Here is a 26,473-nt window from a genome sequence, read left to right on the forward strand (position 1 = left end):
CCGGCTCGCCGGGGGACGCCCGCCCCCGCGGCGCCCGGCCCCGTGCCCCGCCGCCGCCGCGGATCCGGCCCGCGGCGGCGCGGCGCTCAGCGCCTGACCCCCATGCCGACCAGGCCGGCGAACCTCTCGGGACCGGCCCCTCCTGCGCCGGGGCGCCATTCGGTGGGGCCGACCAGGCCCGGCTCGGACAGCTCGAAGCCGTCGAAGAAGGCGAGGATCTCCTCGCGCGTGCGCGCCCCGAGCCGGGCGCTGGCGCCCTGGTAGACCTGCTCGGTGGCCGCCATCTTCTGCGGGAATCCGTCCTTCGACAGGTGGGAGAGGATCAGGTGGCTCCCGGGCGCGGCGGCGTCGCGGAAGTCCGCGACGACGCGGTGCGGGCCGTCCGAGTCACCGACGAAGTGCAGCACGGAGACGAACAGGAGCGCGAGCGGCTCGTCGAAGTCGACGATCTCCCGGACCGTGGGGTGGTCGAGGATCTCGGCGGGCCTGCGCAGGTCGGCCTGGACGAAGCCCACGCCGTCGGACCTGGCCAGGATCGCGTGGGCGTGGCTGGCGACCACCGGGTCGTAGTCCACGTAGACCACCCGCGCGCCGGGTCCGGCGACCTCGTGGACGTTCTCCCTGGTCGGCAGGCCGGAGCCCAGATCGAGGAACTGGCGGACCCCGGCCTCGGCGGCCGCCCGCACCGCCCGCCCCAGGAAGGCCCGGTTGAGCCGGACGCCCCGCAGGACCCGCCCCTCGGAGATCTTGACGATCTCCTCGGCGCTCTCGCGGTCGGCCGCGAAATTGTCCTTGCCCCCGAGCCAGTAGTCGTACATGCGGGCGATGTTGGGGGTGTCGGCTCCCACGAGGGCGGTCACGTCGCGGGTGTTCGCGGAGTCTCCCTTGGACGGCATAGTGATCGACTATAGGAGCTCAGGTGACGGCGGGAACGCCTTTTCGGCCGCATTCCTCCCCTGATCGGCGCCGCCGCTCCCTGCCCTGATCGGGGCCGCCGTCCCTCCGTCTGGTCCCCCGGCGGCGCCGCCGTCCCTCCGCCGCCGGCGCCGTCACCCGACCGCCTCCAGGATGGCCGCGTTGGCCAGCCCGCCGGCCTCGCACATGGTCTGCAGCCCGTAGCGGGCTCCGCGCTGGTGCATGGCGTTGACGAGGGTGGTCATCAGGCGGGTGCCGCTGGCGCCCAGGGGGTGGCCCAGCGCGATGGCGCCGCCGTTGACGTTGACCTTGGCGGGGTCGGCGCCGGTCTCCTTCAGCCAGGCCAGCACGACGGAGGCGAAGGCCTCGTTGACCTCGAACAGGTCGATGTCGTCCAGGCTCAGCCCGGCCCGGCTCAGCACCTTTCCGGTGGCCGGGATGATGCCGGTCAGCATGGTCAGCGGGTCGGAGCCGACCACCGAGAAGCTGTGCAGCCGCGCCTTCGGGCGCAGCCCCAGCCGGGCCGCGGTCTCGCCGGAGGCGATCAGCACGGCGGAGGCGCCGTCGTTGATCGGGCTGGCGTTGCCCGCGGTGACCGACCAGGTGATCTGCGGGAAGCGCTCGGCGAAGGCGGGGTCGGCGAAGGCCGGGCGGAGCCCGGCGAGGATCTCGGGGGTGGTGCCCGGCCGTACGGACTCGTCGGCGGTCACCATTCCGGCGTCCGTCGCGACGGGCGCGAGCTCGGCGTCGAACAGGCCGTCCGCGTGCGCCCGGGCGGCCCGCCGGTGGGAGGCGGCGGCGAAGGCGTCCATCTCCTCCCGGCTGATCGACCACTCCGCCGCGACGAGCTCGGCGCTGATGCCCTGGGGCACCAGCCCCTCGGGGTAGCGGGCCGCGACCCCGGGGCCGAAGGGGTCGGCGCCCGGCGGCACGTTGGACCACATCGGCACCCGGCTCATCGACTCGATCCCGCAGGCCACCACCAGGTCGTACGCCCCGGAGATCACGCCCTGGGCGGCGAAGTGGACGGCCTGCTGGGAGGAGCCGCACTGGCGGTCGACGGTGGTCGCCGGGACGGACTCCGGGAAGCCGGCCGACAGCCAGGCGTAGCGGGTGGTGTTCATCGCCTGCTCCCCCACCTGGTCGACGCAGCCGCCGATCACGTCGTCGACGAGTGCCGGGTCGACGCCGGAGCGGCCGAGGAGGGTGCGGAGGGTGTGGGCGAGCAGCTCGACCGGGTGGACGCCGGCGAGCGCGCCGCCCGGCTTCCCCTTCCCGATCGGGGTCCGTACGGCCTCCACGATGACGGCGTCGCGCATGTCCATCGCTCCTTGCGGGCGGCAGGTGAGTTGGAAAACTGGATGAACTATAACCCGGTGAGTTGGGTAAGCAAATGCGCTGGCCTAGGCTGGGCGTATGCGCGACGCCCGCCCCTGTTCGATCGCCGACGCGCTCAGCGTGATCGGCGAGAAATACTCCCTGCTGGTGCTCCGCGAGGTCTTCTGGGGCGTCCGGCGCTTCGACGCCATGACCCGCAACATCGGGGCCCCGCGCGACATCCTGGCCACGCGCCTGCGCACCCTCGTGGAGGCGGGTGTGCTGGAGCGGGTCCCCTACAGCGAGCGGCCGCCCCGCTCCGAATACCACCTCACCGACGCGGGGCGGGAGCTGCGTCCGGTGCTGCTCACGCTGATGAGCTGGGGCGACCGCCATCTCGTCGACCGCCCTCCGGTGGTGTTCCGGCACTCCTGCGGGACCGACCTCGACCCGGTGGTGGTCTGCCGCGCCTGCGGTGAGGAGGTGGCGGAAGACTCGCTCACCGCCCGCTTCCAGATCCCGGGCTGGGGGGCCACCGGCGCCGTGCCGGCCTGAGACCGGCCCGGCGGACGCCGGACGGACGGCGGACGCCGGACGGCGACCGCACCGGGCGTGCCCGCCCGTCACGACCTCGACGCCCGTCTCCACCGCTCCGCGCGACAGCGCGATCGCGCCGTCCCGGTCCGCCGTGGCCCACCGGACGGTGGCCCCGGCCGGCGGGCCGGGGACGGCGTGGTGACCGCCACTTCTGACGTAGGTGACTGCCACTTCCGGCGTAGAGGTGGTCTCGGCCGCGCGGAGGAGCGCTTTCGGCCTTGCGGCGGATGGAAAACCGCGCCGGGGCCGTGGAGTCTGGGCTTCGGAGCCTGTCCAGGGCTCCGTCCCCGCGCGCTGGAGCTCGCGGGGAATCCCGGGAGAGCAGGGGGCGGGTCATGAGCCATGCAGTCCGGCCGGCGCGGTGGTGGGGCGGGACGGCCGTCGCGCTCGCCGCCGTCCTTCTCGTCGCGTCATGCTCCGGAGAGCGGGATCCGGCCGCCTCCCACGGTCCGGCCGCGGCCTCCGCCTCCCACGGTCCGGCCGCGGCCTCCACCGCCGGGGGGCACGGGGGCCACGGCAGCGTGTCCCCGCCGCCGCCGGCGGCACCGCTGCGGCCCTCCGAGCGATTCGTCAACCTGGCGCTGCCGCAGCCCTACACCCCGTCGGCCCCCTCCGGAGGGACCGACGAATACCGCTGCTTCCTGGTCGACCCCGGGCTGACCGGCCGGGCCTTCCTCACCGGCAGCCAGTTCCTGCCGCAGAACACCGACATCGTCCACCACGCGATCATCTTCCGGGTCGATCCCCGCGGGGCCGAGGCGGCGGCCAAGCTCGACGCCGACACCCCGGGCGAGGGATGGACCTGCTTCGGCGACGCCGGCATCGAGGAAGGCTCCTGGATCGGGCACTGGGCGCCGGGGGCCGACGAGACGCTGCTCACCCAGAAGGTCGGCTATCCGATGCCGGCCGGTAGCCGGATCATCATGCAGGTGCATTACAACCTGCTGGCCGCCGAGGGCAAGCCGGTCGGCAGCGACCGGTCCGGGATCCGGCTGCGGCTCACCGACGGCAAGGCCGACCTCGACCCGCTGGAGACCGAGCAGCTGCCGGCGCCGATCGAGCTGCCGTGCACGTCGGAGGAGTCCGGCCCGCTGTGCGAGCGCGAGGCCGCGGTCCGCGACGTCGTCCGCCGTTTCGGGGACCAGGCCGGGCAGATGGTGACCGGCCTCAACCAGTTCTGCAACAACGCCAAGCCCCCGGTGGCCGCGCCGACCCAGCACTGCGACCAGAAGTCCGACCGGACCGGCACCGTGTACGCCGTCGCCGGGCACATGCACCTGCTCGGGCGCTCGATCAAGGTGGAGCTCAACCCGGACACGCCCGGCGCGCGGACCCTGCTCGACATCCCCGCCTACAACTTCGACGAACAGGCGATCCGCCCGCTGCCCAAGCCCGTCACCGTCAAGACCGGCGACACCTTCCGGGTGACCTGCACCCACGACGCGGGCCTGCGCAAGATGCTGCCCGCGCTGCGCGACCTGCCGCCCCGCTACGTCGTCTGGGGCGAGGGCACCAGCGACGAGATGTGCCTGGGGCTGCTCGTCTGGTCGCCCCGGACCCCGCAGGCCGGCTGAGCGCGCCCGGCGACCGGGCGGAGCGTCCCCGGTCCCGGCGCCGCCATGCGCGGCCGGGGCCGGGGATGGAACCCGGGAGGCGGGATGTCGTACCGTCTTGACATGTGCCGGAGCATCAAGACCCTTCGTGAACCGTACGCCAGCGACGTGACGGACGAGGACGTGCGTGCCGCAGCGCTGCAGTACGTCCGCAAGCTCTCCGGGTTCCGGTCACCGTCGATGCGCAACGCGGAGGCCTTCGACCGGGCCGTGGACGTCATCGCCGCCGCGACGCAGGCCCTCCTCGACGACCTCCAGGTGAAGCCGCCCGCCCGGCAGCGCCTGTAGGGGCGCCCCGCCGGGCCCGGCGCCGTCCTCGCCGGCGCGCGGTCGTAGGTTATCGGCCCTCGGCGGCGCATGCTGGACCTACCGCATGCGTCAACGGGCATGCGGAGACGGAGCCGACGCCCGAGGAGGGCAACCATGAGCACTCCGGCCGGACCCGGCACGACCGACGTCACCGGCAGGGTGGACCTGGCCGATCCCGAGCTGATGAGGGACCCCTTCGGGGGATACTCACGGATGCGCGAGCAGGCTCCCATGGCGCTGGGCTCCCTCCCCGGATCCGCCACGCCGATCTGGCTGGTCACCCGCTACGACGACGTCAAGACCGTGCTGGGCGACCCGAGGTTCGCCAACAGCCCGGCGAGCGTGCCGGGGATGGACGTGCGGAGCGTCCGCGAGAAGGAGCTGCGGGCCCGCGGGGTGCCCCCGGAGTACGCGCGGTACGTGCTGGACGGCATGCTGGAGACCGACGGCGCCGACCACCTCCGGCTGCGCAGGCTCGTGTCGCGCGCCTTCACCGCGCGCCGGGTCGCCGACCTGCGGCCGCGGGTGGAGGAGATCGCCGAGGACCTCCTCGACAGGCTCGGCGCCACGGCCGAGGACGGCGTCGTCGACCTGCTGGAGCACTTCGCCTACCCGCTGCCGATCACCGTCATCTGCGAGCTCGTCGGCATCCCCGAGGCGGACCGGCCGCGGTGGCGGGGGTGGGGCAGGGCCCTGGTGACCATGGACCCGGGAGGGTTCGGGACGGCGCTCCGGGAGCTGGTGGCGCACATCGAGGAGCTGATCGGACGGCGCCGCGCGGCGCCCGCCGACGACCTGCTCAGCGGGCTGATCCGCGCCCACGACGAGGACGGCGACCGGCTCGGCGACACCGAGATGGTCACGATGGTGCTGACCCTGGTCTTCGCCGGGCACGAGACCACCGCCCACCTGATCGGCAACGGCACCGCCGCCCTCCTGGCGCACCCCGACCAGTTCGACCTGCTCCGCCGGCGGCCGGAGCTGATGCCGCTGGCCGTCCACGAGCTGATGCGCTGGTGCGGCCCCGTCCAGGGGACCCGGACGCGTTACGCGACCGAGGACCTGGAGATCGGCGGCATGCCGGTACGGCGGGGCGAGGCCGTGATGGCCGTGCTGGTCGGGGCCAACCACGACCCGCGCGTGTTCGACGACCCCGGACGGCTCGACATCACCCGTGAGCCGGACGGGCGCCGGGAGACCCACGTCGGGTTCGGGCACGGCCTGCACTACTGCCTGGGCGCGGCGCTGGCCCGGCAGGAGGCCGAGGTGGCGTTCGGAGCGCTGCTGCGCCGCTTCCCCGGCCTCACCCTCGCCGTCGATCCGGCAGACCTGGAGCGTCAGCTCATGCCGGCCTCGTGGCGGCTGGCCCGGCTGCCGGTGAGGCTCTGACAGGCCCGCCGGACCAGCCGCCGGGCTGTCAGCCCAGCGGCTGGTCCTTGGTCTCCTTGAGCGCGAAGACGTAGACCAGGGTCGAGCCCAGGGCGAGCACCGACATGTACCACGGGAACACCCCGGCGTTGTGGCTGTCGACCAGCGCCGTGCCCACGAGCGGGGCGGTGCCGCCGAACAGGGCGACGGTCAGGGAGTAGGGGAAGCCGGCGCCCGACGCCCGCACCCTCGTCGGGAAGAGTTCGGAGTTGACCGCCGCCGAGATCGACGTGAAGCAGCCGAGGAAGACCATGCCGACGCACTGGACGAGCAGCAGACTGGCGAAGGAGTTGCTCAGCATCCCGGTCAGCGGCACCGGCAGCAGGGTGAACGCCAGACCGAAGGCGATCAGCAGCGGCCTGCGTCCCACCCGGTCGGACAGCATGCCGAGCAGCGGCTGCAGCACCATGAAGAACAGCAGCGAGATGGTGCCCACCTGGAGCGCCTCGGCCTTGTCGAACTTGACCGTGAGCTGGGCGTAGGTGGGCAGGAACGTCGTCCAGGTGTAGTAGGCGACGGTGCCGGCCATGGTGATTCCGACGATCATGAAGGCCTTGGTCGGGTAGCGGACCAGGAACTCGAAGAGCTTCGGCTTCTCGGCCACGCCGTTCTTGATGTCCTCGGCCAGGGTGGTGGTCTCCTCGGCGCCGCTGCGGATCCACAGCCCGACGAGACTGGCCAGGGCGCCGACGACGAACGGGATGCGCCAGCCCCACGAGCCCATGTCCGCCTCGCTCAGACCGGCGGCCAGGAGGGCCGCGAGGCCGGAGGCGAGGAGCTGGCCGATGGTGGTGCTGACGTACTGGAAGCTGGAGAACAGGCCGCGCCTTCCCGGTGGAGCCGACTCCACCAGGAAGGTGGTGGCCGCGGCGAACTCCCCGCCGACCGAAAGTCCCTGGGTCAGCCGGGCCAGCGTCAGGATGATCGGCGCGAGCACACCGGCCGACTCGTAGGTCGGGGTGACCGCGACCAGCAGCGAACCGGCGCCCATCAGGATGATCGTGAAGGTCATCGCGGCCTTGCGGCCGAACCGGTCGGCGAACGAGCCCACGAGCAGGCCGCCGAGCGGCCTCATGAAGAATCCGACCGCGAAGACCGCGAACGTGCTCAGCAACGGCACCAGGCTGTTGCCGGCGCTCTTGGGGAAGACCTGGGTGGAGAAGTAGATCGCCAGGAACGAGTAGGTGTACCAGTCGAACCATTCGACGACGTTGCCGACGTTGGCGGCCATCAACTGGCGGATCCGGCTCCGTGGGATGCCGAGCGGGGCCGGCCTGGGGGGAACTGTGGCCACGGGGACTCCTCATGCTCAGTGGCAGACAAGCATCTTGGTGGCCTACCTTGCAGTGGAGTGATAGAAATAGTCAAACATCCTTAAATCTCTTTACATTTCCGACACGTAGACGGGCTTGCGTGACCACTTTCGATGATCTCGACTGCCGCCTGGTCGCCGCCTTGCAGGTCAGCCCCCGCGCGACGTGGGGCGAGATCGGCGGCGCAGTCGGCGAGCACGACCGGACCGTGGCCCGCCGCCTCCAGCGGTTGCTGGCCACCGGAGCCGTGCGGGTCACCGCCATCCTCGACGAGCTGCGCTGCGGGATCGGCACCCCGGTGCACCTGCACGTCCAGGTCGCTCCCTGTACGGCCGGGCAGGTCGCCGAGGCCCTCTCCGCCCGGCCCGACACCCGCTCGGTCTACTCGGTCACCGGGGCCGCCGACATCGGCTGCGAGCTGGTGGCCCCCTCCAAACAGCTCCTGCACGAGATCCTGACCGCGCAGATCCCCGCCACACCCGGCATCGTCCAGACCCGGACCCAGGTCGTGCTGCACACCTTCCAGACGGTGGCCGAGTGGCACGCGCCGTACCTCACCGAGGAGCAGGTCGGCCGGCTGCGGGCCACCGCGCCGCCGGCCGGCCCGCCGCCGGAGCGCGTCGAGCTGACCGGGGCCGAAACGGACGTCGTCGGCCTGCTCGCCGCCGACGGCCGCATCGGCTTCACCGCGATCGCCGAGCGGCTGGAGATGTCCGTGCCGACCGCCCGCCGCCGGGTCGCCTCACTCCTGGAGCGCGGCGCGGTGCACCTGCGCGCGGAGGTGGAGCCCGCGCTGCTCGGCCTGGAGGTGGAGGCCCAGCTCTGGCTCTCGGTCCGCGCCCACGGCCTGGACAGGGTGGGCGAGACGCTCGCCGCCCATCCGAGCGTGCGCTACTGCGCCGCCACCGCGGGCACCCACACCATGATCGTTCAGGTCGTCGTGGCCCACGAGGCGGAGCTCTACCGCTTCCTGACGGCCGTCGTCGGCCCGCTCGACGACGTCACCGACGTCAATGTCACCCTCATCACCCGTGCCTACAAGCGTGGACACCTGCGCAAGTCGGGCCTGCTCACCCTGGAGTGCCAATGACCCCCGCCGAGACCGAGGTGGCCGAGCTCTGCGCCGAGCTCATCCGCGTCGACACCAGCAACTACGGAGACGGCAGCGGCCCCGGAGAGCGCGCCGCCGCCGAGGTCGTCATGGCCAGGCTCGCCGAGGTCGGCGTCGAGGCGACCTACGTCGAGAGCGCCCCGGGCCGCGGCAACGTCGTGACCAGGATCGAGGGGTCCGACCCCGGGCTGCCCGCGCTGCTGGTCCACGGCCACCTGGACGTCGTGCCCGCCAGCGCCGCCGACTGGAGCGTCGACCCGTTCGCCGGCGAGATCAGGGACGGCTACATCTGGGGCCGGGGCGCGGTCGACATGAAGGACATGGACGCCATGATGCTGGCGGTCCTGCGGCAGATGGTGACCGAGGGCCGCAGGCCCCGGCGCGACGTCGTCTTCGCGTGGGTGGCCGACGAGGAGGCGGGCGGCGAGTACGGCGCCAAGTATCTCGCCGCCAAGCATCCCGAGCTGTTCGACGGGGTCGACCACGCCATCAGCGAGGTCGGCGGCTACTCCCTGGAGGTGGATCCGTCGCTGCGGCTCTACCTGATCGAGACCGCGCAGAAGGGGCTGGCCTGGATGCGCCTGGTCGCCGACGGCACCGCCGGGCACGGCTCCATGCTCAACCAGGACAACGCGGTCACCGAGGTCGCCAAGGCGGTGGCCAGGCTCGGCTCGCACGAGTGGCCGCTCAAGCTGACACCGACCGTGCACCGGTTCCTGTCCGAGGTGGCCGACGCCTTCGGGCTGCCCTTCGACCCGCAGGACCCGGCGCCGATCATCGACGCCATCGGCCCGCTGGCCAGGTTCGTCGGCGCGACCCTGCGCCACACGACCAACCCGACCATGCTCACCGCGGGCTACAAGGCGAACGTGATCCCCGGCCAGGCCGCCGCCGTGGTCGACGGCCGGTTCCTGCCCGGCTTCGAGGAGGAGTTCCTCGCCACGGTGGACGAGCTGATCGGGCCGGGCGTCCGGCGCGAGTACGTCACCCACGACATCGCGCTGGAGACGACGTTCGACGGCGAGCTGGTCGAGTCGATGATCGCGGCGCTGAAGGCGGAGGACCCGACCGCCCGCGCGGTGCCGTACTGCATGTCGGGCGGCACCGACAACAAGACGTTCTTCGCCGACCTGAACATCAGGGGATTCGGGTTCGTCCCGCTGCGGCTGCCCGCGGACATGGACTTCGCCGCGATGTTCCACGGCGTCGACGAGCGCGTGCCGGTGGACGCCCTGCAGTTCGGCACCCGCGTCCTCGACCGGCTGCTGACGGACTACTGAGGGCGGCGGCCGTCGGGTGAAGCGCCGCAGGTGGTCGGCGGTGCCGCTGCCGGCGGACCGCACCACCTGGGCGCTGCCGGCGGACCGCACCGCCTGGGCACTGTCGACGGCCGGCATACGGCGCCTCGCCACAGCACGGACACCCGCCGGGAATTCTCCGCCGCGCATTATCCGAATTGCCGGGAGTGGATATCCCGTCGGCGGCGGCGCCGCCGGGAATAGCGCCGTCCGCACCTACCGGTGAATGTCAGCAAATGGCCACGGGCTGGCAGCTTGATGCCAGCCCGCCCACTTCCCCGGCAGCCGGCGGATGGCGAACATAAATGTCATCAGCCCGCGATTCACCGGGGATCCCGACAACCCGTGCGACACAGAGAGAAGGCGCAAATGGCGAAGTTAATGTCCCGCAGGGCCCAGACCGGCCGCCAGGCCCCGGCCTCAGCCGCTTTACTCCCCACTTTAATTCCCACCTTGTCAACTGCTTTATCAACAGCTTTATCCCCCGGCGCCGCCACCTGACTCGCCGGCGGACATCCGGATGGCGGAAGGGCTCACCACGCCCTTCCGCCATCCGCGTTTCCCCGTGACCTCACCTGATCCGCGGGGCACCGGTCGTGGGCCGGCCGCGCGAGGGGCTGCCGTGAGTTCCGTCACGGACAGGCCACAAAAAACGACATAAGGTATATAAAGGACAAGGTCTCCTCTTCGGAAGGGACTCCACCCCCGCCCATGTTCGAGTGATCGTAAAGAAGCGCCCCCTTCCGGCCCCCGCCGTACCCTCGCGGTGGTCAAGCCCCGGCCGGCCCCCGGAAGGCATTCCCGATCACACGGACGACACGTCCGCCACCCATCGGAGAGCCGCGTCATGAGCCAGGAAAGCAGCCGCGCACACGCAGTCTTCGAGATCGACCTCACCTTCGAGGAGACTCGCCGACGCGCCGCGGTCATGACGGCGCTCGGACCGGACTGGGATCCGCCGGCGATGATGCGGGGCGAGGAACTGGCCCACGACCTCCTCTACTCCGGCCTCGACGAGCGGCAGCAGGAGACCTACGACATGCTCGTGGCCGCCGGAGTCCTGCCGCGGAGGGGGCCGGGCCGTGCTGCCGATTGACCCGCACGCCGACCTGGGGCGCAGGGCCTGGGTGCCGTGCCCCGCGTGCCGCGACGACAGGGACTGCGCGGACTGCCTCGGCGGCCGCAACTGCGGGGAGCACTGGCGCTACCTGATCGGCAACACCGGCAGCCGCCTGCATCTGCAGTGCCCGGGATGCACCCACCTGTGGGACCACGAGACCCACTTCGGCGCCGGGGGAACGCGCCCCTGCTGACGGACGCGCCGCCCCCTCCGGAGGGATCTCCGGACGTCACGGTGCCCTGTGGGACAGTTTCTGTGATCTCATGTCCCATCCCTGCGGCATCTGGAACGGCACCCGTGTCTCATATCGATTTCAGCACTCCTCCGACGCTGCCGGCGACCAACGGCTACAGCCACGTCGCCAGCGTCCCGCCGGGCAGCCGGCTCGTCTGGACCTCCGGCCAGGTCCCCATCTCCGCGGACGGGACACCGGCCGCCGCCGGTGACTGGGAGGCCCAGACGCGCCTGGTCATGCAGAACGTCGGAGCCGCGCTCCAGGCGGGCGGGGCGACCTGGGACGACGTGTTCAAGCTCACGATCTTCGTCGTCGACACCTCGGCGCTGCCCGTCATCCGCGCCGTACGCGACGAGTTCGTCAACCTGGAGCGGCCGCCGACGAGCTCGCTCGTGCAGGTCGCGGGACTCTTCCGGCCGGACGTCCTGGTGGAGATCGAAGCGGTGGCGGCGGTCCCCCCGGCCTGACCGCCCGACGTCCAGGGTCCGCCGCCCGGCATCCCGTCCGGATCCCCGAGATCCGGCAGCTCCTGGGGGATCGCATTACTCAAACATTTACTGTTAGGAAACTTTCCTTTATGTTTGATTTATCCCCCCAGCAAAGGAGTACGAGATGCGAAGGACGATCACCTTCCTCGCGACGGCGATCCTCGCCATCGGGGCCACGGTGTTCATCGCCTCGCCGGCTCAGGCGCACGGCTACATATCGTCGCCGCCGAGCCGGCAGGCCATGTGCGCCCAGGGCCGGGTCGCCAACTGCGGTGAGATCATTTATGAGCCGCAGAGCGTGGAAGGGCCCAAGGGCCTGCGGAGCTGCAGCGGCGGCAACTCCCGCTTCGCCCAGCTCGACAACGAGAGCAAGGGATGGCCGGCCACGAGCGTGGGCAACACGGTCACCTTCAACTGGGTGCTGACCGCGCGTCACGCCACCAGCACGTGGGAGTACTACATCGGCGGCACCCGGATCGCGCTGTTCAACGACCAGGGCCGCCAGCCCGGCGCCACGGTCTCGCACTCGGTGAATCTGGGCGGCAGGTCCGGCCGCCAGAAGGTCCTCGCCATCTGGAACATCGCCGACACCGCCAACGCCTTCTACTCATGCGTCGACCTGCAGGTCGGCGGCGGCTCCCCGGAGCCGACCCCGACCACCGGTCCCACGCCCACCCAGACGCCCACCCCGACCTCCACCCCGACGGTCCCCACCGGGACGTGGGCCGCGGGCACCTCCTACCAGGCGGGTTCGCAGGTCACCTACGGCGGCGCGAGCTACCGGTGCATCCAGGCGCACACCGCGATCCCCGGCTGGGAGCCGCCGAACGTCCCCTCGCTGTGGCAGCGGCTCTGAGCCTCGCCGCGGCGGGGCTCCCAGCGCGGACCCCTGACACGCCGAGTCCGATCCCCTGATACCGCGCAGGCGGGCGGCGCCCGGCCGCGGCCCTGCTCCCGCGGCCGGGCGGCGCCGCCAGGTGTCCCCTCCATCCGAAACCTGCCGGGTCCTTGACGCGGGACAGACCCCGGCGCGCACCCGGGCCGCGTAGCTTGAGGGACGTGGGGTGGGACTGCGACGGCGAGAGGGCTGACATGACGGCGGGGTCGGCGCACCGGCCGGGCCCGGCGCGGGTCCCCCGTTACCCGCCGATCGCCGACCACGGGCTGATCGGCGACCTGCACAGCGTGGCGCTCGTCGACACCGGCGGCACGATCGGCTGGTACTGCTGCCCGCGCTTCGACTCGCCGAGCGTGTTCGCCTCGATCCTGGACGCCGACCGGGGCGGATCGTTCGAGCTGGCCGCCGACGTGCCGGCGAGCACCAGGCAGTTCTACTTCCCCGACACCAACGTCCTGATCACCAGGTTCTCCGCCCCCGACGGGGTGGGCGAGGTCCAGGACTTCATGCCGGTCTCCGGGATCCCCGAGAAAACGGGCCGGCACCGGCTGATCAGGCGGGTGAGGTGCGTGCGGGGGACGCTGCCGTTCCGGGCGCGGGTGGCTCCCCGGTTCGACTACGGCAGGCAGTCGCACGGCTTGAGCCTGCGGGACGGACGGGCGGTCTTCGAGTCGCCGTCGCTGTCGCTGTCCCTGTCCGCCAGCGTGCCCGTCGAGACCGACGGCCCGGACGTGTGGTCGGAGTTCAAGCTCGACGAGGGCGGATGCGCGGTGTTCGCCCTCGACAGGCTCGGCGACGGCGTGGAGCCGCAGCCGTGCCCGGTGACCGAGGCCGAGGAGGAGTTCGCCGCCACGGTCGCGTACTGGCGGCGCTGGCTGTCGGCGTCGCGATACCGCGGCCGGTGGCGGGAGATGGTGCACCGTTCGGCGCTGACGCTGAAGCTGCTCACCTACGCCCCGACCGGCGGGATCGTGGCCGCGGCGACGACCAGCCTCCCCGAGCAGATCGGCGGGGAGCGCAACTGGGACTACCGGTACGTCTGGATCCGCGACTCGGCGTTCTGCGTGTACGCCCTGCTCAGGCTGGGCTTCAGCGAAGAGGCGGCGGCGTTCATGCGCTTCCTGTCCGAGCATGTCAGCCGCAGGAACAGCGACCCGTCGGGCCCGTTGCAGATCATGTACGGCCTCGACGGGCGCACCGAACTCCCCGAGGTCGAGCTGTCCCACTTCGAGGGCTACCGGGGATCGGCCCCGGTGCGCACCGGGAACGGCGCCGTCCACCAGCTCCAGCTCGACATCTACGGGGCCCTCATCGACTCCGTCTACCTCTACGACAAGATGGGCCAGCCGATCTCCAGCGACCACTGGGAGGAGATCCACACCCTGGTGGACTGGGTCTGCGACAACTGGGACCAGCCCGACGAGGGCGTCTGGGAGACGCGTGGCGGGCGCAAGAACTTCGTCTACTCGCGGCTGATGTGCTGGGTGGCGATCGAGCGGGCCATGCGGATGGCCGGCCACCGCGGGCTGCCCGCCGACACCCTCCGCTGGCAGCGGGCCCGTGACGCGATCTACCGGCAGATCATGCGGCGCGGCTGGTCGTCCCGGCTGCGGGCGTTCGTCCAGCACTTCGACGACGACGTCCTCGACGCCTCCGTCCTGATGATGCCGCTGGCCAAGTTCGTCTCTCCCACCGACCCGAAGTGGCTGTCGACGCTCGACGCCCTCGGCCGGAACCTGGTGTCCGACTCGCTGGTGTACCGCTACGACCCCGCGGCCAGCCCGGACGGGCTACGGGGCCAGGACGGCACGTTCTCGATCTGCTCGTTCTGGTACGTCGAGGCGCTCACCCGCGCCGGGCGTCTCGACGAGGCGCGGCTGGCCTTCGAGAAAATGCTCACCTACGCCAACCACCTCGGACTGTACGCCGAGGAGATCGGTCAGACCGGTGAGCAGCTCGGCAACTTCCCGCAGGCGTTCACCCATCTCGCGCTGATCAGCGCCGCGTTCAACCTCGACCGCGCCCTCGGCTGACGCGCGGCCGCGCCCCCGGACGGTCCGGCCACGGCCACGCTCCGGCCCGGCCCCCGCCCGGCGGCTACAGTCTGGCCTGGATGAGGGCGTGCGTGCCGCTGGTGCGCCAGGGGCGACCGTCCGCCTCCAGCGCCGCGACCGTCCCGGCGCCGAGGCCGACCACGACGTCGGACTTCAGGGTGCGCAGGGCCACCACGGGCCCGGGGAAGTATCCGACCGTCTCGGCGAACGGCGTGGTCGGGGCCCACGCCCGGTCGCCGACGAGCCGCCGGTAGTTCAGGTCACCCTTCATGATCGTCAATGTGGCGGAGGCGAACTCCTCCCTCAGGTCGCCGGGCATCTCGTCGTACGGCAGGGGCGCGCACGAGAAGGCGTGCGTCCGCACGGCCAGCCGTCCCGAGCCCATCGCCGCGCGCAGGCGCTCCCCCACCTCGCCGGCCGCCCCGCCCGCGGCCGACAGCCGCCGCACGGAGGCGACGACGTCCGCCGGCACGGCGTCGGAGACGTAGTACGGCGAGGGCTTCACGTGCAGGGACACCTCGCGCACCGCTCGCGTGTGCAGCAGGTGGTCGATCAGGGCGAGGTCCGGCAGCAGCTCGCCTCCGGCGTTGTCGGCCACCAGGCAGACCCGCGCGGGACCCGGGCCGTCCACCGCCGGCCAGATGAGATCCCCGTCGTCGGCCAGCAGGCCCGTCACCTGGCCGCCGGCCTGCGCGCCCGCGGCGGAGAGCCGGAAGCCGAGATCGGCCTGGTTGCCCCAGAGCGCCCGGTGGACCAGCGTCCGCGCCTGCTCCTCGACGGGCATGCTGGACAGTCCGCCGAGCGCGCGGAGCTCCTCGTCGACCCCCTTGCCCAGCAGTTCGGCCTGTTTGAAGGGCTCGAAGGGGTCTATGCCGCGCCACGGCCCCGGGTCGAAGTATCCGACCGCGGCCAGGAGCTTGCGGTAGAAGTAACTCTCCGCCCACAGGAACGGCGCGTCGTCCCACCGCCGCCCGAGGTGGCCCCGGTCCCAGCTCCGCCAGAGCTCACGGTCGTGCACGGGCCCCTCCAGCGGGCGGATCACCCCGTCGGTGATCTCCGCGAGCAGCAGGTCGAGCGCCCGCCGCCGGTCGGGACCGTACGGCGTGGCCTCACCGACCCGCCGGATCAGGGCGGGGTGCCGCTCGTGCATGACCCCCCAGGGGAAGGAGCCGGGGACGTTGCTCCGGATCACCGGCGGATCGGAGGTCACCGCGGCCTCTCCGGGCCGCCCCCCGGCGTCGCCATCCGCCATCTGCCCTCTCCGATCCGTCTCGCCGTCGCGCCGGCTGCCCGAGCCGGCTGTCCGAGTAGTATCGGACGCCCCGCGGCGGAGGCGGGCACCGCCCCCGCCGGTGTGGCTCCCGCGGCGGCGGGCAGGACTCGATCGTGGAGAGGGCGGGGATCGACGGGGCTGGACCCGCATGATGCGGGTGGGGACCTCTGGCTGGCAGTACGCCGACTGGCGCGGGGTGCTGTACCCACCCGGTGTGCCCCAGCGTCTGTGGCTGGAGCGGTACGGCGAGAGCTTCGAGACCGTCGAGAACAACAACACCTTCTACCGGCTGCCGACCCGCCAGACCTTCGAGAGCTGGAAGGACCGCACCCCTGACACGTTCGTCATGGCCGTCAAGGCGAGCCGCTTCCTCACTCACGTCAAACGGCTGAGGGATCCCGAGGAGCCGGTCGGACGCCTGATGGCGGCGGCCGGCGGCCTGGGGGCCAAGCTCGGGCCGGTCCTGCTGCAGCTACCGCCGACGCTGACGGCCGATCCCGGACTGCTCGGCGCGTGCCTGGACTGCTTCCCCGCCCATGTGCGGGTCGCCGTCGAGCCGCGGCACGCGTCCTGGTGGAGCGACGCCGTCCGCGAGGTGCTGTCGGCGCACGGCGCGGCCCTGTGCTGGGCCGACCGCCTCGGCCGCCCGCTGACACCGCTGTGGCGGACCGCCGACTGGGGTTACCTGCGCTTCCACGAGGGCGCCGCCGATCCCCGGCCGGCCTACGGCGACGGCGCCTTCCGTTCCTGGCTGCGCCGGCTGGGCGGGACGTGGGACGAGCGCTGCGAGGTGTACGTGTACTTCAACAACGATCCGGGCGGCGCCGCGGTCCGTGACGCCGCCCGGTACGCGGGACTCGCGCGCGCCGAGGGATGGCCCGTGAGCCGCACGCCCTCCGGGGTCTAGGGACGCCGGAGCACCCGGCCGGGACCCGGGGACGCCGGAGCGCCCGGCCGGGACCCGGGCACGCCGGGCGGCGGCCGGCCCCGGCGGGTCACCGCGACGGACCGGGCGGCCTCTCCGGTGGGTCACCGTAACGGACCGATGACCTCCTCGGCGGGTCAGGCGCCGGTCTGGGCCCGGACCATCCGCGAATACAGCCCGCGCCGGTCGCCGAGCAGGTCCAGGCGGGTGCCGTGCTCCACCACCCGGCCGCCGTCCAGGGCCACGACGGTGTCGAAGGATTCGAGCACGCCGAACCTGTGAGTGATCATCACGGTGGTCCGTCCCGCCCGTTCGGCCAGCACCGCCTCGACGACCTCCGACTCGGTCAGCGGGTCGAGGGCGGAGGTCGCCTCGTCCAGCACGAGCACGGGCGTGTCGGCCAGGAGCGCGCGGGCCAGGGCGACGCGCTGCCGCTCGCCGCCGGACAGCAGCGCCCCCCGCTCGCCCACGAGCGAGTCGTAGCCGTCCGGGAGCGCGGTGATCCGCTCGTGGATCCGGGTGATCCGGCACACGCGCACGAGGTCGTCCATCGCGGCGCCGGGAGCGGCGTATCTGAGGTTGTCGGCGACCGACCCCTGCAGGAGGAAGGGGTCCTGGGTGGCGATGCAGATCCGCCCCGGCAGCGGTGCCCTGATCTCCTCGCCGTCGATCGCCACCGAGCCCTCGGTGGGCGGGTGCAGCCCGGCGATCAGGTGGCCGAGCGTCGTCTTGCCCGAGCCGCTCGGGCCGACGACCAGCGTGGCGGAGGCGGCGGGGATGCCGAGGCTCACGCCGTACAGGGCGGGACGGTCCTCCTCGGCCGCGCCCGGGTAGCGGAAACCGGCCCCGCGGACGGCGAGCGCGCCGGGGCCGGAGGCGGGGCTCCGCCGCTGACCCGGTCCGGGCTCCGGCTCGGGCTCCGGCTCCGGCTCCGGCTCGGGACGGAGGTCGAGGTAGTCGAAGACCCGCTCGAAGGCGCCCAGGGCGGAGCGGAACTCGGTGACGATGTGCAGGATCTGCCACAGGGGCTGGTAGAGCCTTGCCTGCAGCACGGTGAAGGCGGCCAGCGTGCCCGGGGTGATCCCGTCGGTCAGCCCGGCCGCCACGAACACCAGGTAGGGGGTCAGCACGAAGAAGACGTGCCCCACGCTCATCACCCACTGGGCCACCATCCCGGCGCGCACCCCGAGCCGCGCCAGCCGCTCGCTCTCCGCGGCGAACCCGGCGGCCTCGTCGTCACGCCTGCCGTGGACCCTGGCCAGGGTGACACCGCCCAGGGACAGGCGCTCGGCGACGATGGAGGACAGCTCCGCCCGGGCGCGCTGGCTGACGGCCGACAGGTTCTCGAGCGCCCGCCCCGACCGGGAGGCCACCAGGAGGACCAGCGGCGCGAGGACCAGGGCGACGCCCGCGAGCGCCGGTGACAGGGCGGCCATCGCCCCGGCCGCGACCACGGATCCGGTGACGCCGGAGAGCATGCCGGGCAGGGTGTCCTTGACCGCGTACTCGATCTGCGCGGTGTCGCCGGCCAGCCGCGACTGGATCTCGCCGCCCCGCTCGGTGGCGAAGAAGGACAGCGGCATGCGCTGGAGGCGGCCGAACATCTCCGTGCGGAGCCCGTGCACCACGCGCTGCGCGACGCGGGCCGACAGCCACGTCTGCCCGAGGTCCACCACGCCCACCGCGCAGGCGACGGCCGCGGCCAGCCCGGCGATCAGGGCGAGCAGCGGCAGGTCGGGGCCGCCCGGCCCGAACAGCGCCCGGTCGAAGACCTCCCGGGTCAGCAGTGGGACGGCGGCGTTCAGGGCGGAGTAGGCCGCGATGAGCACGACGACGGCACAGATCGCGGCTCTGTACGGGGTGAACAGCCGCACGACCCTGCGCCGGGTCCCTAGGGCGGGAGAGGTCTCCGGAGCGGAGGGGGGACGATCGCGCACGGCCGCACCTGTCCTTGCCTGGTGATCGAACAGGCCCCGCCCGCCGTCTCCGGGCGGGCGGGGCCTTCACGTCAGTCGCCGGTCACCTCAGTTGTCGGTGCAACCGAAGTGCTTGATGCAGTGGGTCAGCCGGAGCGCCTCGGTGGCGGCCGGCTCGATCTCCTGAAGAGCCTGCAGGTCCTCAACGTCGAAGGACATGGTCTTTCCCTCCTGTGCATCACGGGGCCGCCTCTTTACGGCCCGCTCTTTCCTTCATCGCCGTCCCGTCGCAGACGGCGAGCATTGGGGCGTCGCCGGGCATCCACAGCCGGGGATGCCGGTGGCGCAGCCGGAGGAGGAAGGCGACGGTGCCCGCCGTACCTCCGAGGAAGGTCGGCGCCGAGCCGCCGTCGTGGTCGGGGACCAGCAGCCGGCCGGACCGGTCGACCGCCCTGGTCTCCAGGCAGGCGGCCAGGTCCAGCGCCCACCGGTGGTAGCGGTCCTCACCGGTGAGGTCGGCCATGTCGAGCAGGAACTCGCCGTCGCCGGACAGCCCGTGGCACGGCACCGGGCCCGACTGCCACCGGGTGCGGTGCACGGCCGCCGCCGCCCCGCGCGCGAGCTCCAGGGCGAGCGGGTCGCCGGTGGCCTGCCAGTGCCTCACCAGGAACGAGCCGATCCCGGAGGATCCGTTGCACCAGTACGGCCGGCGCGGGCGGACCGTCTCCAGGTCGCCGCGTAAGGTCGGCCACCAGGCGGTGTCCCCGTCGACGTCCGCGTGCGCGTAGAGGGCGCGGGCGATCTCGTGCGTGGTCGCCGTCCAGTCGGGCCGGTCCAGGGCCCGGCCGGCGTGCAGCAGCGCGGTCCCGATCCCGGCGATGCCGTGGGCGTAGCCGAAGTGGTTGGCTCCGGCGAGGCCGGAGTCGAACGTCTCCGGCGTCGGCCACTGCGGGTGCCCGTCCAGATACGACCGGGCGCCGTGCAGGTTCCCGAACGTCTCGGCGGCCTGTTCCCGCAGCGCCGGATCACCCGATCGCAGCGCGACGCGCAGGACCGCCATGCCGCATCCGGCCAGCCCGTGCGTCACGTCCGGGCTGGGGTGGTCGGTCGGCAGCAGACTCGCCATCCGCACCGCGGACCGGGCCAGCCCGGCGTCGCCGAGGGCCGTCGCGGCGTCGTACAGCGCCCACACCGCGCCGGAGCGTCCGAAGTAGAGGCCGGGCCGCCAGACGTCCTCCTCCTCCAGCCGCCGCAGCAGCCGGTGGGAGAGCCCGGCGACCGCGCCGGCCGCCTCCGGCGCGGGCATGGCCGATGTCAGGACGGCGAGGATGCCCGCCGCGCCGCCGTGCACCGAACACGGGTCCGGCTCGGCCTCGCCGGAGGCGTCCGGCTGCGACAGCAGGCCGCCGTCCCGCGTGTCCACCGCCTCCACCAGGTGCGCGATCCCGTCGTCGATCAGCCGGTCGATCCGGCTGGGCGGCCGGGCCGCGCCCTGCTCGGAGGCGCGTTCGGAGGCGCGTTCGGAGGCGCGTGAGGGGCCGGAGCGCGCGGGGACGGGCGCGGAACCCGACCGCTCGGAAGCGAGGGCCTGCTCAGGGACGGGCGCGGAACCCGACCGCTCGGAAACGACGGCCGGCTCAGGGACGGACACGGAACCCGACCGCTCGGAAGCGAGGGCGGCGAGGAAGCGCTCGCACCGCTCCAGCGGCCAGCGCCGCTCCGGCTCCGCCGCCAGCAGCCCCTCCGCCAGCGGCCGCAGCAGGGCCAGCGTGGGGTTGGCGGCGGCCACCGCCGCGACCCGGCCGAGGCCCGGCGGGTCCAGGTGGGCGCCGACAGCCAGGAAGTACACCATCGCGCCGAGGCTGTAGAGGTCGGCGCTGCCGTCCGGCGCGGACCGGGGCTGCCCGATGTGATCGGTCAGCTCCGGCGCGAGATAGCCCGGGGTCCCGGCCACCATGACGGTGGCGCCCGGCACGGCCGCGTGCTCCAGGTCGATGAGCCGGAGTCCGCCGTCGGGCAGCAGCATCACGTTGCCCGGCGACAGGTCCCCGAACACGTGGCCGCGGCCGTGCACCGCCTTCAGCAGCCCGACCAGTCCCCCGACGACGGGCAGCACGTCCGCCGCCCCGTTGCCGAACCCGTCGTCGCCCAGCGGACCGGCGTTCCCGTCGGACCAGCGCTGCAGCGTGATCCCCGGCACGGACTCCTCGACGAGGAAGACGTGCCCGCCCTGCTCGAAGAAGTCCACCACGGCGGGCACCGCTCCGGTCCCCGCGAGCGCCTCCAGGCAGGAACGCTCCGTCGCCACCCGGTCCCGGGCGTCCTTGCCGCGCAGGTCGGCGCAGGCGTGCGGGCGGCCCTCCTTGACGACCACCTCGCGCCCGGTCTTGGTGTCCTCGGCGAGATACACCCCGCCCCGGTTGGCATGCCGTACGGCCCGGCGGACGACGAAGCGGCCGTTCAGCATGACCGCGGCCGTCCCGGGGCGCCGCTCCGGCGCGGGATCGTCGAACGGGCAGGTGGCGAACGGCGGCGGGGAGAAACGCGGCCGCCGCTCGTCGAGGACGAGCCGGCCCTCCGGCGAGCGCAGCCGGATCTCGTAGAAACCGTCGTTGCCGAGCACCCGGTGCCCACCGAAAGCGCCGTAGCGATAATGCACGATCCCGCCCGGTCGGTAAGGGCGGTCGGAGAGGATCACGGGCCCGGGAAGGCCCCGGGTGGCCTCGTCGAGAACGGCGGCCAGGCGCACCGATTCCGCGTCGTCGCACGGATAGACGGTGACGAACTTCCCGGCCTGCGCACGGCTGCAGTGCGGTTCGAGGAATTTCCAGTAGTCGCTCAGCCGGGCGGGGAACTTGAAGGCGCAGCCGGCTTCGACCAGCACCCGCGAGACACGGGAGAGGACCACGGGGGCGGAGAGCATCGTCGCCGAGACGTGCAGCTTCCACCCCTGGTCAGGGAGGGCGCAGGGGTCCGGCGCGACCTTGCACCAGAGGGCGTCCTCGGCGATCGACCAGCCCTGCGCACCGGCGCGTCCGAGCTCGGCGGTCACGATGTCGCGCAGGATGGCCGGGTCCGTCGAATACGTTCTCACGTGCGCTCACCCCCGGTCCGTCGTGGCTGTTTCCGGCTGGACAAGAGATTGGCGGACGGCTCTTGTAAAAGGTTGGAGATTTAATTGCACACGAGGTGAAGGCGCGTTTGTTCCGGCGAAAAAAATCTTCCCGCCAAAATGGCCATGTCATTATCGGATTTGTGCTCACACCCGGCGGCGCCCCGCCCGCCTCAGCGCCCCCGTTCAGCCCGTCGCCCTCGCCCGGCCCACCCTCACCATCCGCCCCGTCCCCACCTCTCGCAGGCCGCACGGGAGGGCGGGACCGGACGGTGCGGACACGGGGCCGGAGGTCAGGAATAATCCGGCCGTCACGGTGTTGAGGGTAGTTGAAAGTTAAATGATATGAGGAAGGTGGGAACGATGCAGTTCGGGATCTTCACCGTGGGCGATGTCACCACAGACCCCACCACCGGCCGGACGCCGACCGAGCACGAGCGGATCAAGGCGATGGTCACCATCGCGCTCAAGGCGGAAGAGGTCGGGCTGGACGTCTTCGCCACCGGCGAGCACCACAACCCGCCCTTCGTGCCGTCGTCGCCGACGACCATGCTCGGCTACATCGCGGCCCGGACCGAGCGGCTCATCCTCTCCACCTCCACGACCCTGATCACCACCAACGACCCGGTCAAGATCGCCGAGGACTACGCGATGCTCCAGCATCTGGCCGGCGGGCGCGTCGACCTGATGATGGGCCGCGGCAACACCGGGCCGGTCTACCCCTGGTTCGGGCAGGACATCCGTCAGGGCATCCCGCTGGCGATCGAGAACTACGCGCTGCTGCACCGGCTGTGGCGCGAGGACGTGGTGGACTGGGAAGGCCGCTTCCGCACTCCCCTGCAGTCCTTCACCTCGACCCCCCGCCCGCTGGACGGGGTGCCGCCGTTCGTCTGGCACGGCTCGATCCGCAGCCCCGAGATCGCCGAGCAGGCCGCCTACTACGGCGACGGATTCTTCGCCAACAACATCTTCTGGCCCAAGGAGCACTTCATCCGCCTGATCGAGCTCTACCGCGAGCGCTTCGCCCACTACGGGCACGGCACTCCGGAGCAGGCCATCGTCGGGCTCGGCGGCCAGGTGTTCATGCGGAAGAACTCCCAGGACGCCGTGCGCGAGTTCCGTCCCTACTTCGACAACGCGCCCGTCTACGGCCACGGCCCCTCGCTGGAGGAGTTCACCGACCAGACGCCGCTCACGGTGGGCAGCCCGCAGCAGGTCATCGACAGGACCCTGACCTTCCGGGACTCCTTCGGCGACTACCAGCGCCAGCTGTTCCTGATGGACCACGCCGGCCTGCCGCTGAAGACCGTGCTGGAGCAGCTCGACATCCTCGGCGAGGAGGTCGTGCCGGTGCTCCGCAAGGAGTTCGCGGCCGGCCGGCCGGCCCAGGTGCCGGACGGCCCCACCCACGGGGCCCTCGTCGCCCGCCGCGCCGCCGAGGCGGCCGGGGAGCCGTCCCTCCCCGCCGGCTCCCCGGCCTGACCGGCCCACGCTCGCAACCCGCGCGCCCCCGTGGAACCCGCGCACACCATGAAGGAGAGTAGATGAAGCCCCTGAAGCTCGTGGCGGTCTCGGCCGGCCTCAGCCAGCCCTCGTCGACACGCCTGCTGGCCGACCGCCTGGCCGAGGCGGCCGGGCGGCATCTGGCGGAGGAGCGCGCGGCCGAGGTGCGCGTGGTCGAACTGCGCGACCTCGCCACCGACATCGCCAACAACATGGTGACCGGGTTCCCCGGCACCGCGCTGCGTGAAGCGATCGAGGCGGTGACGGAGGCGGACGGCCTCATCGCCGTGACGCCGATCTTCACCGCCTCCTACAGCGGCCTGTTCAAGTCGTTCTTCGACGTGATCGACAACACCGCGCTCACCGGCAAGCCCGTGCTCGTCGCGGCGACCGGCGGCACGGCGCGGCACTCCCTCGCCCTTGAGCACGCCCTGCGCCCGCTCTTCGTCTACCTGCGCGCGATCGTCGTGCCCACCGCCGTCTACGCCGCCTCCGAGGACTGGGGCACGGGCGGGGACACGCGCACCGACGACCTCGCCGCCCGCATCACCCGCGCGGCCGGGGAACTGGCCGACCTGATGCTGCGCCGCCCGGCGACCGCCGGGCGGGCCGGCAGCGGACAGACCGGCGCCGGGCGGGTGGACGCCGTCATCCCGTTCGAGCAGCAGCTCGCGGCGCTGCGCCCCTGAGCGCCCCGCGGCGGACAGCGCCCCGCCGCGGTCACGGCCGGCCCGGGTTCCGAGCAGCCGGATCCCGAGCGGTGCGGGTCCCGAGCGGTGCGGGTCCCGACCGGTGCGGTTGTCAACCGGCCCGGATCCCGAGCGGTGCGGGTCCCGAGCAGCATGGTTGTCAACCGATACAGGCCCCGAGCAGCACGGATCCCGAGCAGCGCGAGGTTCCGGCCGGCGCTACAGCGCCTGGAGGAACCTCGCGGCGATCGGCGCCGCCGCCCTGCCGCCGCTGCCGCCGTTCTGCACGAACACCGCGAAGGCCAGGGAGTCGCGGTAGCCGATGAACCAGGCGTGGGCCTGCGCGCCGCCGACCTCCGCGGTGCCCGTCTTGCCGGCGGTGCCCGGCGGGAGGCCGGCCTGGGCGGCCGTGCCCTGGGTGACCACGGCTCCCATCATCGCGCGCAGGCCGGCGACCACGCCTCCGTCCAGCGGCACCGGCGCCGGCAGATCGGCGGAGGGCTCGGCGGTCATGACCGCCGGTCTCCAGACGCCGCTCGCGACCGCCGCGGCGACCTCGGCCATGCAGAGCGGGCTGGCCTGTACCGAGTTCTGGCCGATGGCGTCGGAGCCCAGCTCGTTCAGGTCCCCGGACGGCCGGATCCGGCAGAAGCTCAGGCCGGGCTTCTCCCGGAACCCGAACCGGTCGGCGGCCTCGGCGCGCAGCCGGTCGTCGCGCAGCCGGTCGTAAGTCTGCTGGACGAAGGTGGTGTTGCAGGAGAGCGCGAAAGCCGTGGCGAGGGACACCGTCCCGTGATCGGCGCGGTCGTCGTTGGTGAAGCTCCTGGCGTTCGGGATGGTGTAGGAGGCCGGGCAGGTGACCGGCGAGTCCGGGGTCAGCCCGGTGCCGAGCAGCGCGGCGGCGGTCACCACCTTGAACGTCGAGCCGGGCGGGTAGAGGCCGTTGAACGCCCGCTTGCCGCCCAGAGTGTCCGCCACCGCCCGGACCTGGGCGGTCTGGAGGTCGAGGGCCACGATCGCGGCCGGGTTTCCCAGCCCGTCCAGGGCCCGGGCGGCGGCGGCCTGCACGGGCTGGGAGATCGTGCTCCGCGCCTCCGTGGGCGGCGGGGCCGGAGAGGCCAGCAGCACCCGGCCCGAGGGGGCCTCCTCCAGCACCAGGACGGCCGCCGTGTCGTCCAGACCGGTGACGTAGTCGCCTGCCCTGCTGTCGCGGGGGAACGGCAGCCCCTCGCGGGTGAGCACGGCCGGACGGCGGACCCTGCCCTCCCGGAGCCGCAGGCTCCCGCCGTTCTTGAGGGAGGGGTGCAGCGTCTCGGACGACCAGAGCACCTTCCAGGCGCCGGAGCGCAGCGCCAGGCGCAGGACCGCGGAGAACTCCCACCGGCCCAGCCCTGTCACCTCCCGCACCCCCCGGAAGGCGACCTCGGCCGCCTCCCCGCCCTGGCGGCGCAGCTCGCCGGGGGCGATGGACAGCGACGCGACCCGCAGCTCGGCGTCGAAACGCCGGTGCCGCTCGGCGAAGTCGGCCGGCAGATCGGCGACCAGGCCGCTCATCGAGGGGAAGTCGCCGGCCTGCCAGGCGGCGAAGTATCTCGCCGCGGCCGGTTCGGGGCCGTCCGGCGGAGGCGGCGCCGGAGTGGACGTGGGCGGGGCCGACGGCACGAGAGGGGGGAGCGGCGGCGGGGTGGACGGTACGGCGGCGGGCGGGGGCGCCGAGGTGAGCGGCACGGCGGGGGCGGGCGTCAGGGACGACGGCTGCCCGGCCCTCCCCTCGGCGAGCCCGGGCCGCCGGGGCGGCGAGGCCATCACGGCGTCCGGTATGGTCACCAGCCCGTACGCCCCGACAGCGATGATCGCCACTATCGTGACGGCCAGCCCGAGGAGCCACCGCCTGTTCATCCCGTGATACCCCCTTGATCCCCCTTGATCCCCACGGCTGTATATCAGCGGCCGAGCGGGCGGGCCAGGTCCACATCCGGCCAAGCACGGCCCGGCCGGGACGGAGCGCCGGCGCGGGAGAACAGGTCCCGGGAACGGGTCGGGGACCGCCCGCATCCTTCTCTCCGCAGCTTTTGATCTTGCTCCGGCAACGGACCCGTCCGCGCGAACGTGGAACGCGAGGCTCGTGACCTGATCGGAGGCCGTGTCGAGCACGGCCTCGGGACAGGGGTTACAAAGGGCGACGGCCGACGTGATGATCGTCGCCAACCACCGGCCGGCCCTGACCGACGAGGAACCGGCCGCGATCGAGCGGGCGGTGCCGGCCTCCGCGGTCGCCGGGGACCGCGGCAAGGCCACCGGCCGGCAGGTGCTGCTCACCGAGCCCAGCAAGTGGGGCCAGCGGCTGAGCGTGATCGAC

At 72.7% G+C, this 26,473-nt stretch carries 21 protein-coding genes; 14 read left to right on the forward strand and 7 right to left on the reverse strand.

What is annotated here, in order from left to right; translation table 11 throughout:
- Nucleotides 1-86: 86 nt before the first annotated feature.
- Nucleotides 87-896, reverse strand: a complete 810-nt coding sequence (locus tag ACWDS7_RS26585; protein ID WP_451931490.1) for an SAM-dependent methyltransferase — start codon at nt 894-896, stop codon at nt 87-89.
- A gap of 153 nt (nt 897-1,049) precedes the next feature.
- Nucleotides 1,050-2,234, reverse strand: coding sequence for a thiolase family protein (locus ACWDS7_RS26590; RefSeq protein WP_451931491.1), 1,185 nt, complete (start codon nt 2,232-2,234; stop codon nt 1,050-1,052).
- A 97-nt stretch (nt 2,235-2,331) separates the two neighbouring features.
- Between ACWDS7_RS26590 and ACWDS7_RS26595 the strand changes: the two genes are divergently transcribed.
- The 4 genes from ACWDS7_RS26595 (at nt 2,332) to ACWDS7_RS26610 (ending at nt 6,140) form a co-directional block, all read left to right on the forward strand.
- Nucleotides 2,332-2,787: a winged helix-turn-helix transcriptional regulator gene (locus tag ACWDS7_RS26595; RefSeq protein ID WP_451931492.1), complete on the forward strand. Its 456-nt coding sequence runs from the start codon at nt 2,332-2,334 to the stop codon at nt 2,785-2,787.
- A 377-nt stretch (nt 2,788-3,164) separates the two neighbouring features.
- Complete coding sequence (locus ACWDS7_RS26600; protein ID WP_451931493.1) at nt 3,165-4,403, forward strand: monooxygenase; 1,239 nt, start codon at nt 3,165-3,167, stop codon at nt 4,401-4,403.
- 84 nt (nt 4,404-4,487) lie between these two features.
- Nucleotides 4,488-4,730, forward strand: coding sequence for a DUF2277 domain-containing protein (locus ACWDS7_RS26605; protein WP_451931494.1), 243 nt, complete (start codon nt 4,488-4,490; stop codon nt 4,728-4,730).
- Between the two features lie 135 nt (nt 4,731-4,865).
- Complete coding sequence (locus ACWDS7_RS26610; RefSeq protein ID WP_451931495.1) at nt 4,866-6,140, forward strand: cytochrome P450 family protein; 1,275 nt, start codon at nt 4,866-4,868, stop codon at nt 6,138-6,140.
- Between the two features lie 28 nt (nt 6,141-6,168).
- Here ACWDS7_RS26610 and ACWDS7_RS26615 read toward each other — a convergent pair whose 3' ends face one another.
- On the reverse strand, nt 6,169-7,473 hold the full coding sequence (locus ACWDS7_RS26615) for an MFS transporter (RefSeq protein ID WP_451931496.1): 1,305 nt from the start codon (nt 7,471-7,473) through the stop codon (nt 6,169-6,171).
- A gap of 119 nt (nt 7,474-7,592) precedes the next feature.
- Between ACWDS7_RS26615 and ACWDS7_RS26620 the strand changes: the two genes are divergently transcribed.
- The 7 genes from ACWDS7_RS26620 to ACWDS7_RS26650 all read left to right on the forward strand — a co-directional run bounded on the left by ACWDS7_RS26620 (nt 7,593) and on the right by ACWDS7_RS26650 (nt 14,675).
- Nucleotides 7,593-8,582, forward strand: a complete 990-nt coding sequence (locus tag ACWDS7_RS26620; protein ID WP_306858509.1) for an Lrp/AsnC family transcriptional regulator — start codon at nt 7,593-7,595, stop codon at nt 8,580-8,582.
- Nucleotides 8,579-9,883, forward strand: coding sequence for a M20/M25/M40 family metallo-hydrolase (locus ACWDS7_RS26625; RefSeq protein ID WP_451931497.1), 1,305 nt, complete (start codon nt 8,579-8,581; stop codon nt 9,881-9,883). The genes ACWDS7_RS26620 and ACWDS7_RS26625 overlap by 4 nt, the downstream gene beginning before the upstream one ends.
- Before the next feature lie 865 nt (nt 9,884-10,748).
- Complete coding sequence (locus tag ACWDS7_RS26630) at nt 10,749-10,997, forward strand: DUF6400 family protein (protein ID WP_306858507.1); 249 nt, start codon at nt 10,749-10,751, stop codon at nt 10,995-10,997.
- A complete protein-coding gene (locus ACWDS7_RS26635) occupies nt 10,984-11,214 on the forward strand; it encodes a hypothetical protein (RefSeq protein WP_451931498.1) in 231 nt (76 codons plus the stop codon). The genes ACWDS7_RS26630 and ACWDS7_RS26635 overlap by 14 nt, the downstream gene beginning before the upstream one ends.
- A gap of 104 nt (nt 11,215-11,318) precedes the next feature.
- A complete protein-coding gene (locus tag ACWDS7_RS26640) occupies nt 11,319-11,723 on the forward strand; it encodes a RidA family protein (RefSeq protein WP_306858505.1) in 405 nt (134 codons plus the stop codon).
- 145 nt (nt 11,724-11,868) lie between these two features.
- The gene (locus ACWDS7_RS26645; protein WP_306858504.1) at nt 11,869-12,600 is read left to right on the forward strand and encodes a lytic polysaccharide monooxygenase; all 732 of its coding nucleotides are present in this window, start codon (nt 11,869-11,871) and stop codon (nt 12,598-12,600) included.
- Nucleotides 12,601-12,836: 236 nt separating this feature from the next.
- Nucleotides 12,837-14,675 carry a glycoside hydrolase family 15 protein gene (locus tag ACWDS7_RS26650; RefSeq protein WP_451931499.1) on the forward strand — a complete coding sequence of 613 codons (1,839 nt, stop codon included), beginning with the start codon at nt 12,837-12,839 and terminating at the stop codon, nt 14,673-14,675.
- A gap of 64 nt (nt 14,676-14,739) precedes the next feature.
- On the opposite strand, the gene ACWDS7_RS26655 is transcribed toward ACWDS7_RS26650, so the two are convergent.
- Entirely contained in the window at nt 14,740-15,948 is a 1,209-nt protein-coding gene (locus ACWDS7_RS26655) for a damage-control phosphatase ARMT1 family protein (protein WP_451931500.1), read from the reverse strand.
- Between the two features lie 172 nt (nt 15,949-16,120).
- On the opposite strand from ACWDS7_RS26655, the gene ACWDS7_RS26660 reads away from it, so the two are divergent.
- The gene (locus tag ACWDS7_RS26660) at nt 16,121-16,876 is read left to right on the forward strand and encodes a DUF72 domain-containing protein (RefSeq protein ID WP_451931506.1); all 756 of its coding nucleotides are present in this window, start codon (nt 16,121-16,123) and stop codon (nt 16,874-16,876) included.
- 155 nt (nt 16,877-17,031) lie between these two features.
- Here the strand turns inward: ACWDS7_RS26660 and ACWDS7_RS26665 are convergent, their stop codons facing one another.
- On the reverse strand, nt 17,032-18,831 hold the full coding sequence (locus ACWDS7_RS26665) for an ABC transporter ATP-binding protein (protein WP_451931501.1): 1,800 nt from the start codon (nt 18,829-18,831) through the stop codon (nt 17,032-17,034).
- Between the two features lie 217 nt (nt 18,832-19,048).
- Nucleotides 19,049-21,904, reverse strand: coding sequence for a class IV lanthionine synthetase LanL (gene lanL / locus ACWDS7_RS26670; protein ID WP_451931502.1), 2,856 nt, complete (start codon nt 21,902-21,904; stop codon nt 19,049-19,051).
- Nucleotides 21,905-22,285: 381 nt separating this feature from the next.
- Here lanL and ACWDS7_RS26675 point away from each other — a divergent pair, with 381 nt between their 5' ends.
- Nucleotides 22,286-23,404, forward strand: a complete 1,119-nt coding sequence (locus ACWDS7_RS26675; protein WP_451931503.1) for an LLM class flavin-dependent oxidoreductase — start codon at nt 22,286-22,288, stop codon at nt 23,402-23,404.
- A 62-nt stretch (nt 23,405-23,466) separates the two neighbouring features.
- The gene (locus ACWDS7_RS26680) at nt 23,467-24,114 is read left to right on the forward strand and encodes an FMN reductase (protein WP_451931504.1); all 648 of its coding nucleotides are present in this window, start codon (nt 23,467-23,469) and stop codon (nt 24,112-24,114) included.
- Between the two features lie 219 nt (nt 24,115-24,333).
- Here ACWDS7_RS26680 and ACWDS7_RS26685 read toward each other — a convergent pair whose 3' ends face one another.
- Nucleotides 24,334-26,013, reverse strand: a complete 1,680-nt coding sequence (locus tag ACWDS7_RS26685) for a penicillin-binding transpeptidase domain-containing protein (RefSeq protein WP_451931505.1) — start codon at nt 26,011-26,013, stop codon at nt 24,334-24,336.
- Nucleotides 26,014-26,473: the final 460 nt, after the last annotated feature.

The organism is Streptosporangium sp. NPDC003464 (genome assembly GCF_053588315.1).